10 protein-coding genes are annotated in these 13,780 nt (G+C 63.5%); 5 read left to right on the forward strand and 5 right to left on the reverse strand.

Going from position 1 to position 13,780, the window contains the following annotated elements; all coding sequences use genetic code 11:
* The 5 genes from LNV06_RS16700 (at position 1) to LNV06_RS16720 (ending at position 4,481) form a co-directional block, all read left to right on the forward strand.
* Entirely contained in the window at positions 1 to 702 is a 702-nt protein-coding gene (locus tag LNV06_RS16700; protein WP_263539428.1) for an ABC transporter ATP-binding protein, read from the forward strand.
* Positions 703 to 724: 22 nt separating this feature from the next.
* Positions 725 to 1,882 carry an ABC transporter permease gene (locus LNV06_RS16705; RefSeq protein WP_263539429.1) on the forward strand — a complete coding sequence of 386 codons (1,158 nt, stop codon included), beginning with the start codon at positions 725 to 727 and terminating at the stop codon, positions 1,880 to 1,882.
* A gap of 147 nt (positions 1,883 to 2,029) precedes the next feature.
* Complete coding sequence (locus tag LNV06_RS16710; RefSeq protein ID WP_263539430.1) at positions 2,030 to 3,199, forward strand: ABC transporter permease; 1,170 nt, start codon at positions 2,030 to 2,032, stop codon at positions 3,197 to 3,199.
* Positions 3,200 to 3,363: 164 nt separating this feature from the next.
* Positions 3,364 to 3,774, forward strand: a complete 411-nt coding sequence (locus tag LNV06_RS16715) for a hypothetical protein (RefSeq protein WP_263539431.1) — start codon at positions 3,364 to 3,366, stop codon at positions 3,772 to 3,774.
* 527 nt (positions 3,775 to 4,301) lie between these two features.
* Positions 4,302 to 4,481, forward strand: a complete 180-nt coding sequence (locus tag LNV06_RS16720) for a hypothetical protein (protein ID WP_263539432.1) — start codon at positions 4,302 to 4,304, stop codon at positions 4,479 to 4,481.
* Between the two features lie 88 nt (positions 4,482 to 4,569).
* On the opposite strand, the gene LNV06_RS16725 is transcribed toward LNV06_RS16720, so the two are convergent.
* The 5 genes from LNV06_RS16725 to LNV06_RS16755 all read right to left on the reverse strand — a co-directional run bounded on the left by LNV06_RS16725 (position 4,570) and on the right by LNV06_RS16755 (position 13,779).
* Positions 4,570 to 7,740, reverse strand: a complete 3,171-nt coding sequence (locus LNV06_RS16725; protein ID WP_318013510.1) for a S8 family peptidase — start codon at positions 7,738 to 7,740, stop codon at positions 4,570 to 4,572.
* Between the two features lie 31 nt (positions 7,741 to 7,771).
* Positions 7,772 to 8,506, reverse strand: a complete 735-nt coding sequence (locus LNV06_RS16730) for an NF038120 family PEP-CTERM protein (RefSeq protein ID WP_263539433.1) — start codon at positions 8,504 to 8,506, stop codon at positions 7,772 to 7,774.
* 476 nt (positions 8,507 to 8,982) lie between these two features.
* Positions 8,983 to 12,111, reverse strand: coding sequence for a S8 family peptidase (locus LNV06_RS22610; RefSeq protein WP_318013511.1), 3,129 nt, complete (start codon positions 12,109 to 12,111; stop codon positions 8,983 to 8,985).
* Positions 12,112 to 12,271: 160 nt separating this feature from the next.
* Entirely contained in the window at positions 12,272 to 12,961 is a 690-nt protein-coding gene (locus LNV06_RS16750; RefSeq protein WP_263539434.1) for an NF038120 family PEP-CTERM protein, read from the reverse strand.
* A 257-nt stretch (positions 12,962 to 13,218) separates the two neighbouring features.
* Entirely contained in the window at positions 13,219 to 13,779 is a 561-nt protein-coding gene (locus tag LNV06_RS16755) for a type II secretion system protein (protein ID WP_263539435.1), read from the reverse strand.
* Position 13,780: the final 1 nt, after the last annotated feature.

The following is a 13,780-nucleotide window of genomic DNA, read 5'->3' on the forward strand; positions in this document are numbered from 1 at the left end:
ATGAGCGACGTTCTGATCAAGATCCGCAATCTGTCCAAGGCCTACCAGCGCGGCGGCCAAGACATTCCCGTGTTGCTGGACATTCAGCTCGATGTGCCGGCCGGTGACTTTGTCGCGCTGATGGGCCCCAGCGGCTCGGGCAAAAGCACCTTGCTGAACCTGATCGCCGGCATTGACCAGCCCAGCAGCGGCCGCATCGAAATCGGCGGCGTTGACATCGCCACCTTGAGCGAAAGCCAGTTGGCCGACTGGCGCGCCAGCAATGTCGGCTTCATCTTCCAGTTCTACAACCTGATGCCGGTCTTGACGGCGCTGGAGAACGTGGAGCTGCCGCTCTTGCTGACCGGCTTGTCGGCGCGCCAGCGGCGTGCCCACGCCGAGGCTGCGCTGGAGATGGTCAAGCTCACCGATCGAATGGATCATTACCCGAACGAACTCTCCGGCGGCCAGCAGCAGCGCGTGGCGATCGCGCGCGCGCTGGTCAGCGACCCCACGCTGATCGTGGCCGACGAACCCACCGGCGACCTGGACCGCAGCACCGGCGGCGAAGTGCTGGACCTGCTCGATGAGCTGAACCGCAATCTGGGCAAAACCATCGTCATGGTCACCCACGACCCCAAGGCCGCCGCCCGCGCCCGCCGCATGGTGCATCTGGAAAAGGGCGTGCTGGTCAGCGAAGAAGAACTGGCCCGCCAAGGCTGAAGCCCTCACGAGCGCCGCACCGATGTTCCTCTTCAAGCTGCTGCTGAAAAACGCCTTTCGCCACAAGCTGCGCACCTTGCTGACGCTGGTGGGCTTGGTGGTGGCCATCTGCGCTTTTGGCCTGCTGCGCACCATCATCGATGCCTGGTACGCCGGCGTGGAAGGCTCCAGCAGCACCCGCTTGGTGACACGCAGCGCCATCTCGCTGACCTTCCCCTTGCCCATGAACTATGGCCAGCGGCTCAAGGGCGTGGAAGGCGTGACCGGCATCAGCTGGTCCAACTGGTTTGGCGGCGTCTACATCACCGAGCGCAATTTCTTCCCGCAGTTTGCCGTCGACCCGGTCAGTTATCTGGCGCTCTACCCCGAGTACCGTTTGAAGGACGAAGAACGCCTGGCCTTTTTGCGCGACCGCCAAGGCGCTATCGTTGGCCGCAAGCTGGCCGACAAGTTCGGCTGGAAGGTGGGCGACCAAATCCCGATCCGCGGCACCATCTACCCCGGCACCTGGACCTTCACCCTGCGCGGCATCTGGGACGGCGCCGAGGCCAAGACCGACGAGAGCCAGCTGCTGTTTCACTGGAGCTTTTTGAACGAGTCGATTCGCAAGCGCGCGCCCGGTCGGGCTGACTTTGTCGGCGTCTACATCCTCGGCATCAATGAGCCGCAAAACGCCGCGCTGATCTCGCAGCGGGTGGACGAGAGCTTCAAGAATTCGCTGGCCGAAACCCTGACCGAAACCGAGTCCGCCTTTCAGCTCAGCTTCGTCTCGATGAGCGAAGCCATCCTGATCGCGATTGAGGCGGTCAGCTACATCATCGTCATCATCATCATGGCGGTGATGGCCAACACCATGACGATGACGGCGCGCGAGCGCCTGGCCGAGTACGCCACCCTCAAGGCCTTGGGCTTTGCGCCCGGCTTTGTAGTCAAGCTGCTCTTTGGCGAGAGCCTGCTGATTGCGCTCTTGGGCGGCCTGGCCGGCCTGCTGCTGACGCTGCCCTTGGCGGGCGGCTTTGGCAAGGCGGTGGGCACGCTCTTCCCGGGCTTTCATGTCTCAGGCACGACGATGGCGCTGCAACTGCTGGCGGCCTTGGTGGTGGGGGTGGTGGCTGCCGCCTGGCCGGCTTGGAAGATGAGTCGCATCGACATCGTTCAAGGACTTAGACATGTGGCGTGAATTTCAGGGGCAGAGCGCCGGGCTGCTCCCAAGCCTGGCCCATCCCCTCGGGGGATCGACCGGCGTACGCGCCGGGCGAGGGGCTCACAAGCCTCCGGCTTGGAAGATGAGCCGCATCGACATTGTTCAGGGCTTGAGGCAAGTGGCATGAAGGCGATTCCGCTCTCCTACATCGCCCGCAACCTTTGGGTGCGCCGCGTCACCACCTTGCTGACCGCTGGCGGCATGGCCTTGGTGGTCTATGTGTTTGCCACCGTCTTGATGATGAGCGAGGGCATACGCGCCACCCTGGTCGCCACCGGCCAGCCCGACAATGTGATCGCGCTGCGCAAGGGTGCGGGTGCCGAGATCAATAGCGGCATCGACCGCGGCCAGGCCGCCATTTTGGAAGGCATGGCCGGCATCGCCACCGACAGCCAGGGCCAGCCCCTGGTCAGCAAAGAACCGGTGGTGCTGAACAATCTGCCCAAACGCGGCAGCGGCAAGCCCAGCAATGTGACGGTGCGCGGCACCAGCGAGCGCGGCCTGCAACTGCGGCCGCAGGTGCAGCTGGTAGAAGGCCGTATGTTCCGCCCCGGCACCTCCGAGATCATCACCGGCCGCGCCATTGCCAAGGGCTTTGTCGGCGCCGGCTTGGGCGAGACCCTGCGATTTGCTGGGCGCGACTGGACGGTGGTGGGCGTGTTTGACGCCGGCCGTACCGGCTTTGACTCCGAGATCTGGGGCGATGCCGAACAGATGCTGCAAGCCTTTCGCCGCAATGCCTTTTCCAGTGTGGTCTTCCGTCTGGCCGATGCTAGCCAAATGGAGGCCATCAAGGCCAAGCTGGCGGACGACCCGCGCATCACCGTCGAGCTGAAGCGTGAAACCGTTTTCTACGCCGAGCAAAGCGAGGCGCTGGCCAAGTTCATCAGCATCCTGGGCACCTCGCTGTCGGTGATCTTTTCGATTGGCGCCATCGTCGGCGCCATGATCACCATGTTCGCCGCCGTAGCCTCGCGCATCGGCGAGATTGGCACACTGCGCGCCCTGGGCTTTCAGCGCAGCGCGGTGCTCTTGGCCTTCATGGCCGAGTCGCTCTTGCTCTCTTTGGTGGGCGGCATGATCGGTCTGGCCTTTGCGTCGCTGATGCAAACGGTGAACATCAGCACCACCAATTTCCAGACCTTTTCGGAACTGGCCTTTCAGTTCAAGCTGACGCCCACCATCGTCTGGCAAACGCTGTTTTTCTCGCTGTTCATGGGCTTTGTCGGCGGCTTCATCCCGGCTTGGCGAGCTGCGCGTTTAAAGATTGTGGATTGCTTGCGGGCGGCTTAAGCGTCCGTCGACCTCGGGTGAGGTAGATGGGGCTTGCCATCACGGCGTCGCTGCGCCAGCATGAGGCTATGAACACCGCCTTGATGACCTCCCGCCTGCATCGCCTGCTCTGCTGGAGCAGCCTGTCGCTTCTTCTGGCCTCATCCGCCTGCGCCGAGGACCCCATGAAAAGCAAAGCCGCCGCAAGCCCAAGCAACCCAACAAGCGCAGCCCCCAAAGCCGAGCCCGCCAGCGCCCAGCTTTGGCGCGAGATCAAGGCTGAAATTGGCGACGCGGAATGCGACGGCCCGCAGCAATGCCACACCATCGGCGTTGGCGCCAAGGCCTGCGGCGGCCCGGAGGGATATCTCGCCTGGTCCAGCAAAAACACCGACGGCAAAAAGCTGAAGAGCCTGGTTGAGCGCCACAGCGCTGCTCGCGACGAAGAAAACCGCCGCAGCGGCATGGCCTCCAACTGCGCCATCCCACAAGACCCCGGCGCCGTCTGCGTGGCCGAGCCCAGCGGCCGCAAGGTCTGCAAGCTGGGCAGCTTGCCCACATTTGGGGGTCAAGTCTTGCCCAAGTCGGCGCAGTAGAACTGCTGCAGTTGGGGCGGATGTTGGCACCGAGCGGACTGTGAGTTTTGCTTGGTGGGCACTGCAGCCCAGGCAGCCACCGGACTCATGGCTCGGGGGTCCTCGCTTCGCTCCGACTTCCCTGCGCTGCTCGCATCTTGGGGCCGGCGCAGAACTCACTCCATTCGCTGCGCTCATTTCGTTCAAACATGCTGCGCCAAGCTAGCCATTGAAGCGCGCTGCGCGCGCGCCGGCCACGGGACGTGTCCGGCCCTCGCCAGGCACAAACAGTCCTCAGGACTGTTTGAGTCCGGGCTCAGCCCCAAGCTGCTGCGCTGCTCGGCCCCTCACAAATCGCCCGGCAGCTGCCTAGGCTGCAGTGCGCTTGCATCGCCTACGTTGGGTGTTCTCAACGGTGGCGAAAACCTAACCCGCAGGTGGCCCGGCCCGACGACGGGCGATTTGTGCGCGGCCGAGGGCGCAGCGGAGCGGGTCAGGCGCGCGCAGCGCGCTTCAACTTCTGACTTGGCGGCACCTGTTTGAGTGCAGTGAGCGAAGCGAACGTAGCGAGTTTGCCGCCGCTGACCCGCGTAGTGAGCAGCGAGGGAAGTCGGCTCGACAGAGCCGACCCGGGCACCATGAGCACGGCGGCGGGCCGGGTCACCGAAGCGAACTCAAGCAAGCTCGATCGTCTGCTCATTGCCAGCAACCGTCACCTGCGCAACTGACAAAGACACCCCCTAAAGAAAAAGGCCGGTCGCTTGCGCGCCGGCCTTGGCAATCATGAGGAGCGGAGCGCTCCTCGATGGCTCAGTCTCAGTTGGCGGTGCCAGACACCTTGGCCGAGCTGCTTGGAGGCACTTCGGTCACAGGCAGGCCGCCGTTGGCTTCGACGCGAACCACGGTGGTTGCTTGCACCACACCGGCTGCATCCTTGAACTGGACGGCGCCCAGGGTGCGCTGACCCAGGGTCAGACCAGACCAGCTGATACCGATGGTGGTGTTGTTACCCGCCACCACCTTGCCAGGCACGGCAACGGTGAACTTCGCAGCCAAATCAGCAGGTGTCACCACCCAGCTCGACAGCTTGTGCGTCATGCTGGCGGCGCCACCGTAAGCGACCACGCAGACCTTGTAGTTGCCGGCCGCAGGGCTGGCGACTTGCACGGCTTCATTGGAGCCACCATTGCCCGAGTAGACCCAGCTGCCATCCGGAGCCAGCAAGCCCATGTCGTTGTCATCGCCGGCGGTGCCCACATCGGCATCACGCAGAGCGAAGCGAGCGGCCACGGTGCCGGCGGGAATCGCCACGTTGTAGACCTTCATGTTCGGCAGATCGGTGCCGGTCACGCAAGCGGCCTTCAAGGGAGCTGAGTCCAGCTTGCCCGGGGTCAAGCTGACGACTTCACCCAAGGTCACGTCCTTCAGTCCACCCTTGACCGCCGTCATGGCGCCGGAGTAGCCGGTCTTCACGGCAATCAGGCGGGTGCCCGACTGGGTGTTGCCGGTCAACTCAGCAGGTGCCGAGATGGCCTTGCCAATGCGGGCCTGCACCGGGCTCCTGACCACATGGCTGCCATCCGTCCAGGTCAGCGAACCAAACTTCCATTCGCCTTCGGTGGTACCAGCCACGCCGGTCAGCTTGACGGTGAAGCTCTTGGTTTCGCCAGCGGCCAGAGTCAAGGATGCAGGTGTGACGACGGCGGTGAAGCCAGGCACAGTCGCAGCGCTGGTGTAAGTGGCCGTTGCGCCGCCCACATTGGTCACGCTACGGTTCACGGTGACGCTGCCCTGCACGCTGCCGACGGTGATCGAAGGCAGGTTCAGGTTGTAGGTCTCATCCAGCGTGCCGTAGGTGGTGCAATCGCTGGCAGGAATCACCGCAGGCTTGTTCACCTTGCACTGGTACTTGATGTAGTCAGCCTTGCCAGCGTCATACACCAGGCCTGGGTTGGTGGCCTTGTTCGGGTCCACATGACCTGCACCTTGCGCCCATGGCAGCAAACCGTTCTGAGCGCCGATCAGGCCGTCGTCCAGGGTGGTGTAAGCCGTGGTCATCAGGGCAGACTTGATCGCTGCAGGCGACCAAGTCGGGTGAGCTTGCTTCAAGAGCAAGCCCAGACCGGCCACATGCGGGCTGGACATCGAAGTGCCTTGGTAGGACGCGTAAGCATCACCTGGCACGAAGCTGCCGTCCGCCACGCCCGTGTGTTGAGCAGGCGTCAGTTCCGGCGAAACGCTGGCGATGATGTCCACGCCCGGCGCAGTCAGGTCAGGCTTCAGGATGTTGCTGTCGCCTTGGTTCGGGCCACGCGAAGAGAAGCCGGCCATGATGGGCGCGGGCTTCTTACCAACGTAGAAAGCGCTCAGAGCCGAAGTCGCTGCATCGCCTTGGGCCACGGCATAAGCCTTGATGGTGTCGCCATCAGCCTTGCTGACGTGCACAGTCGGCACCGAGTGGGCCTCAGCCACCAAGCCTGCGCCGTTGTCGGCCAAGATCATGCCGATACCGCCGGCATTCAGCACGGCCAAGCTCTTGTCCACACGGGCATTGGTGCCGCGGGTGCAGACGACGATCTTGCCGGTGACCTTGGCGGGGTCCAGCAGCACTTGGCCAGCGCCAGGAGCTGCGCTGTAGCAAAGGTTGGCGTTGCCGCCGCCCAGACCTGCATCCTCAGCGCGGATCAGCGCACTGGAGGCCAAGGGAGCGGTGTTGGTCGAAGCGCCGAAGTACTTGGCGGCATTGCCCAGCACCACATCGGCTTGGAAGTTACGGTCGTGGGTCGAAGCGGCCACGGTCGTCAGCCATGGGCTGATGTGGGCCACTTGATTGGCCGGGCCGCTGTTGCCCGCAGATGCGGCCACAAACACGCCGGCCAAAGAAGCACGATAGAAAGCCTGCTCGACGGGGTCGTTGACCGAAGTCTGCGAGCCGCTGATCGAATAGTTCAGGACATGCACGCCGTCCTTCACTGCGTCGTCGATCGCCTTGACCGAGTCCGAGTTGAAGCAGCTGTTTTTGGAGCCGGTGCCGTCGGTGGCCGTGGCATCGTCATAAGTCCAGCAGACCTTGTAGGCGGCCACGCGAGCACGCGGAGCCACGCCGGAAGCCTTGCCCAAGACCAAGCCATTGACCACGGCGGTCACGCCGGAGTTACCAGCGGCAGTCGACGCTGTGTGGTCACCGTGGCCGCCGTGGCCGGCGGTCTTGCCATCGCTGCCGACGTTGGAGTCGCGGGTGGAGTAGAACTCGGTCCAGTTCTTGGGCAGACCGGTGGCGATGAAGCCCGCGTTGTAGAACTTGGCGCCGATCAGCTTGTTGTTGCAATGCTTGGCGGGGTCGAAGCCTTCACCGGCTTGGCAGCTGCCCAGGAAGCCAGGGATGGGGTTGTAAGCCAGGGTGCCGGCAGGATCAAAAGTCGGGTTGCCGTTGGCGTCAACGCGGTCCGCGAAAGCCGGATTCTCAGGCCAAATACCGCCGTCAATGATGCCGACGATCATGTTCTCGCCCTTGATGGCCGAGCCCGAGATGGTCTGCGACCACAGGCCGCCAGGCGCGGTCAGACCAAGGAAGTCAGGGGTGCTGACGGTCTGGTACTCACGTGCCACATCTTCAAAAACATCGGCCACTTCGGCGCTGGTACGCAGCGTCGCGACTTCAGCATCGGTCAGACGCGCGGCAAAGCCGTTGAACACCACCTGGTAGTTGGCCAGCACCGGCGCATTGCCGACCAGCTGGGCCACGCTGCGCTGCTTCTGATCCAGATAGCCAACATAGGCCACCACCTCAGGAGCATTGGCATTGAAGCGTGCGCCTTGGGCGGCACGGGTCGGTGCCATTTTGGCTGTGCCGCCCACATAGGTGGCAGCAGGCTCGTCCTTCAGTTGAACGATATAGGTCTTGCGTGCATCAGCCAGGGCGTTGGTGGCCAGGCCGGTCAGCAGCACCAGGGTGGCCAGGGCTGCGGGCTTGAGTTTCATCATCATTTTGATTGGTCCTTGCTCAGAGAGGGGGAGATCAAACAGCGCGGCGACGACCAGCGATAGCGCCCACGGCCAGCAGACCGGCAGCCATCAGGCCATAGGTCGAAGGCTCAGGCACGGCGGTCGTGACGTTGATGTTGTCAACAGCAATATTGGCCAAGTTGCCAGAGCGATTGCAATTGCCAGCGGCGTCACAGGCATAACCCAGGACACGAACGGCCGTGAAATCAAGGCTTGCGAAGGTGCCCGTGAAGTCGGTCGTTGCGAAGTTGAACTGGCCGTTAGTTGGACCGGACAAAGGTACTTGCACCGCCGAGCCAAGCGCGTTGAGGTTTGCGTCAAAACCTTGCAGCACCAAAATGCCGCTGACGGCGGGGAAGCTGGTCTGGCCGGTGCCGATGAAGCTGGCCTGCAGGCTGCTCATCTTGAAGGTGCTGTTGTTGTTCAGGCCAAACACGAAGTAACCGTCGTCCAATGCGGCGTAGTACTTACTCGTGTTGTTCACCGGGCAAGCGATCGGCGCCTGGCAGATGGTGGGATCACTGCCGTCAACAATGGCACCCGCGAAGGTGCCGGGCACGGCCGTTGTACCGGAGGCTGCCCATGAAAGGGCAGTCACCCAGAAGTCGCCTTGGGCGATTTTGTCGCCATGCCCAACAATGGTCGAATCCACCGGCGCCTCAAAGTCCAAAACCGCTGCCTGGGCGGAGCCCATGGCCATCACTGCCAATGCAAGTGCTGCTGCCTTGCTGATCATCTTTTGTTTCATGTCTTGCCCTCGTTCCCAATAGTTGGGGTGTTGCACACCACAGATGAAGTTGACCTGGCTGTCCTCGGTGATACCAAGGTGCCGGTGCAACCCAGCTCTCTCGCCACGACTGCATGCTTGGCAGTGCTTTGGCTTGAGCGACCGATTCTCAACAGGCAAGCCAAGGGGGGCATCCCAACTTGCCCGCCCCCCAGAGCGGGGGGGAAAGGGTTTTCACCAAACGTTCACAAAGCACCCGGCCGCGAGCTTCGGTTATAGGAGCGAGCCCATTTCGCGCTATTTTTCTCCTGGCACCGCAGAAAATTCGGGTTAGTCCCAATGAGGCTGTCAAGTGAAAAAGCCACAGATTGGAAAGAAAAAGGAGATGAATCTTTCGATTCATCTCCTTTGGTAGCGGTTTCAAAAGTCCGCTTGAAAAAGCAGCTAGCTCCGAGAGAGCCAGCCACCCATTTTTCTCAGTTTTTCATCGCGCCCAATCAGTCCAGTTGTGGGCGAGCCACGCGTGAAACTTGCTGGGTCGGTAGCGGGTCATTGGTATTGATCTCGACCAGGGTGGTGCCCAGCATCGTGCCATTGCCCACATAGCTGATGGCCCCCAGGTGGCGCTTGCCACGGCTCAAGCCCGACCAGCTCAGACCGATCGAAGCGCTACCGCCGGTGCTGACCTTGCCCGGAGCCAAAACCTTCAAGTTGCCCACACCCACACCGCCGTTGACCACCCAGGACGAAAGCGTGTAAGTCGCCGTGCCGCCCTCGGGGTCATAGCCCACCACGCAGACCTTGTAGTCGCCCGCCGCTGGGCTGCTCAGCTGCACCAGCTCGGTGGAGCCACCCGTGCCACTGCTGCCCACTTGCGTGCCATCGGCCTTGAAGACCAAGAGGTCCAGGTCGGAGTTGGCGCCGCCGGTCGTCTCCTCGTTGTAAAGAGCAAACCGCGCCACCATGGCCCCAGGCGCCACGCTGACCGTGTGCACATTGATACCCTGGCCACCGCCGGCTTTGCAGGTGGCTGCGGTATTGGTGGTGTCGGGTTGCTTGCCGATGCTGCGGGTGTCACGCGCGGCCTCGTTCAAGCCGCCTTTGGCGGCACTCAGCGAACCGCTGTACCCAGTACCCAAGGTAAAGACCTTGCTGCCGCTGGTGGTCTCGCTACTGACCGAGTTGGGAGCCGACAGCAGCGCAGCGCGCGCCGTCAGCGGGCTGCGCACCACGCGGCTGCCGTCAGACCAGGTCAAGGCACCGTAGGCCCAGGTATCGATCGCCGCGCTGCTTCGGGTCAGCTTGACGGTGAAGCTGGCCTTGGCACCGGGCGCCAGAGTCAGGCTGCTGGGCGACACCAGCACATCAAAGCCCGGCACGGCGGCAACGGCGTTGTAAGTGGCCGTGGCATTACCGACGTTCGTCACGGTACGCGTCAGCGTGGTGGAACCCAACACCGCCGCTGCAGTCAGCGAGGCCAGGTTCAGGTTGTAAGCCGGGATTGTGCCGGCCGCCACGCAAGTCGGGCCGTCGTAAACACCGGCATTGATGCCGCACAGGAAGCGCTTGTAATCGAGTTCGCCCGCGTCATAGACCAAGCCCGGGTTGCTCGCATCGTTGGGCGTGACATGGCCAGCACCCTGAGCCCAGGGCAGCTTGCCGGTGTCTTTGGCCGAGGTATCCCAGGGCAAAGCGCCATTGCGGCCATCGCTGAAGGTGTCTTTGCCGGTGGTCATCAAGGCTGACTTGATCATGGCCGGCGTCCAACTCGGATGCTGCTGCTTGAGCAAGGCGGCCAAGCCCGCCACATGCGGGCTGGACATGGAGGTGCCGGTGTAGAACGCAAAGTTGGTGGCCGTGGTGGCGCCGCCCGCAGCGATCGCATCGCGCGCCGCCTGGTCCAGATTAGGTGACACGGTGGCCAACACATCGGTGCCCGGGCCGGTGACATCGGGCTTCAGGATATTGGCGTTGGCCACATTGGGGCCGCGCGAGGACGAACCATTCATCACCGGCGCCGGCGTCGCGCCCACCGTGGCCGCCCATGTGGAGATCGCCGAAGTGCCGGCCGCCCCCGCCGCATAAGTCCGTACCGCAGGCGCATCACTGGCGTACAAGTGGACCGTGGGCACCGAGTGCGCCTCTGAGACCACACCGGCACCGTTGTCCAACAAGAGCATGCCGACGCCGCCGGCGGCCGCCACCACCGCACTCTTTTCAACCCGTGCATTGGTGCCGCGCGTGCAAGCGACGACCTTGCCGGTGACCTTGGCGGGGTCCAGGCTGTTCGGGAAGCACAGATTCGCGTCTGACACGCTCGCCGCTGCCGCCTTGGCCTCGGTCGAGAGGATCAATGTTGTTTGCGGCAGCGCAGTGGTGTTCAGCGAGGCGCCCACATATTTGGCGCCATTGCCCAAGGTGGCGGTCGCGCCGTTCAAGCGGTTGTGGGTGGAGTTGCCCACCGTTGCATGCCAGGGCCCCAGATTGGCCGCCGGGCCGGTGGCCGGACCCGCATTGCCCGCCGAAGCCGCCACAAACACCCCCGCGTTCGACGCGCCCAAGAAGGCCAGCTCCGAGGGGTCGGTAAAGGTGCCGCCGCCGGCCGTGGGGCCGATGGAGTAATTCAGTACGTCGACACCATCCCGGACCGCTTGTTCCACGGCCGCCACGGTATTGCTGTCCGAGCAGCCGCTTTTCAGCGTGATGCCATCGGTCCAGCAGACCTTGTAGGCCGCCACACGGGCGCGCGGCGCAATGCCCGAGACCTTGCCGAAAGCGCTGCCGCCGGAGGTCGCCGGCACGCCGCCATTGCCACCCGCGGTGGAGGCGGTGTGCGAGCCGTGACCGCCACCGCCGCCTTGCACCGCGTCACGGGCGGAGTTGAACTCAAGCGGCGCCAGTGTTTGCAGCGGGTCTTTGAAGGCCTTCAGACCAATCAGCTTGTTATTGCAATTGGCCGCCGTCAGCCCCTCGCCCAGATCGCAACCGCCCTTCCACTTGGCGGGGGGTGGACCATAGACCTGGGTGCTGTTGACCAAGCTGTGCGTGGGCTCGCCGGTGCTGTTGTCGACGCGATCGGCAAAGCTGGGGCTTTCGGGCCAGATGCCGCTGTCCAACATGCCGATGATCATGTCCTCACCCGCATGCTGCGGGCCACCCAGCTGCTCCCAGAGGCCGCCGGGCACCTTGTCCAGGCCCAAGAAAGTGGGGGTGTAATTGGTGTCCAACTGCTTGATGGCGTCGGCCGAGATATTCGCCACGGCCGGGTTGCGCTTCAGGGCGCGCACCTCAGCGTCGGTCAGGCGCGCAGCAAAGCCATTGAAGACCACGTTGTAACGGTGCGTGGGCCGAGCGTTGCTCAGGGTGGCCAACACCGCGTCTTGCTGCTGATCGAGATAGCTGATGTACGACTGCACATGGGCCGCCGACAGATCAAGGCGGCCTGTGCTGGATTTGGTGGCCGTGCGGCCACCGGCGCCGCCGGTGTAGTTGGCCGCCGGGGCGTCCACCAATTGAACAATATAGGAGCGACGAGTTTCTTGCGCCTGGGCTTGGCCTGCGGCGGACAAACCAGCCAGCAGAGTCAGTACGGCCAGGGCGGCGGGACGACGTGTTTTCATCATCATGGTGAGATCTCTTCTTCCGTTAAAAGCGGACAGCGAAACTCAATCACCCGTTTGTCCGGACGGGTGATGATGGGCGCATGACAGGTTCAGCGCTAAGGCTGCCGGGCCCGCGCCCGGACACTCTGCAAAAGAGCGAGAGCGTCCTGACGGGGAGCGGTGCTCAGCGCAAGCGGCGGCGCGACAGCTGGCCGAAGACGGCCAGGCCCAAGCCCATCAGCAGCCAGCTGCTCGGCTCGGGCACGGCGGTGGTGATGGCGATGTTGTCGAGGGCGAACTGCGCCTGGTTGAGTGCCAAACTGGTACACACCTCGTCGGCATCGAACAAGCAGGCGTTGAAGCGCACCGAGCTGAACTCGATCTGGCCGAACTGGCCGCCGATATTCCAGCGCGAGAAGTTGTAGTCGCCATTGGCATCCGTCGGGCTGAAGCGTTTGGCAATGGTGCTGACGCGGCCACTGGCATCGGTGCCGGTGATCTGCAGCATGCCCACGCTCAGATCACCATTCAAGCCACCGGACGGCACAACAAAGCCAAAGTCCAGGCCGTTCAGGCGAAAGCCGCCGGCGGCGCTGAGGGTCAGCGAGCCATCGTTCAGGCCCAAGTAGTAGTGGCTGTTATTGCCCTTGGGGCAGAGCAAGGTGTCGCAGGAGCCCGGGTCGCTGCCGTCGATCAAGGCACCGGCCAAGCCATCGCCCTGCACGCTGAAATTGGCCGCGCCATCGGAGAAGCTTTCGCCATCTCCGTAGATCGTGGGGCTGAGCCCCTCAAAGGTGAGCGTGGTGGCGGCCGACGCAGCCGAAGCGGCTGCCGTCATCGCGCAAACCAGCGCCAAACGATGCAATGTCTTCATGTCTCGCCCTCTGTCCCGATGTCGGGGTGTTGCACATCATTGAAGGGGCCACACGTCGGGTCTCGCCGATCACAAGTCCGCGCGCAACCTAGTCGTTCATGCCGAAAGACCAAGCGCCCGCAAGTTGCCGACGCACACCAAGGCATGTGCGTCGATTTTGATGATGCAGGACTTGATGACCATAGTGGCTTGCCCGCCCTACAGACTAGGGCTCGGGTTTCCACCGAGCGGGTTGGGCCGGAGCGATCGAGTCGCGCTCAGAACAAAGGACTGGAGGCCGCCGACTTGGGCAGTTCCGGCTCCGCGCCGGTCTTGCTGGCCGGAGCGCCGGCCGCGCCTGGCGCAAAAATCCAGTCGCGCGCCAGTTGCACGGGCGTGCCGTCGGCCTGGGTCTGGCGCAAGAGCGCTTGCTCGGAGCGGCTGTGCACTGCATTGAAGCTTTTCGGATTGACGGGGTCAGGCACCAGCACCCAATCGGGCTTGCCGGTAAAGGGGTCGGCATAAAGGCGCCGCAGGTGGTACAGGGTCTTGGGCCCGCGCGAGTCGGCCAGCAGATCGTTCAAGGTCTGCGGGCTTTGGCCTTGACCGGGCGCCTGGCTACCCGAGGCTTTTTGATAGCTGGCAATGGCCCGCGCAATCTCGCTGCCGCGGAACTCCAGCTCACGCTCTTTCTCGCGCTGAGCGGCGGTGCTCCAACTTTGGCCCAAGGCGGCCAAGGCCGCGGCCGTGATGGCAACAAAAAACAGCAGGCCCAGATAGGTGAAGCCGCGCTGCCGCCGGCAGCGCTCTGGCTTGGGCGCAGGCGTGGGCTCAGGCAAG

Source organism: Paucibacter sp. Y2R2-4, from assembly GCF_025717535.1.
Classification (GTDB): Bacteria; Pseudomonadota; Gammaproteobacteria; order Burkholderiales; family Burkholderiaceae_C; genus Paucibacter_A.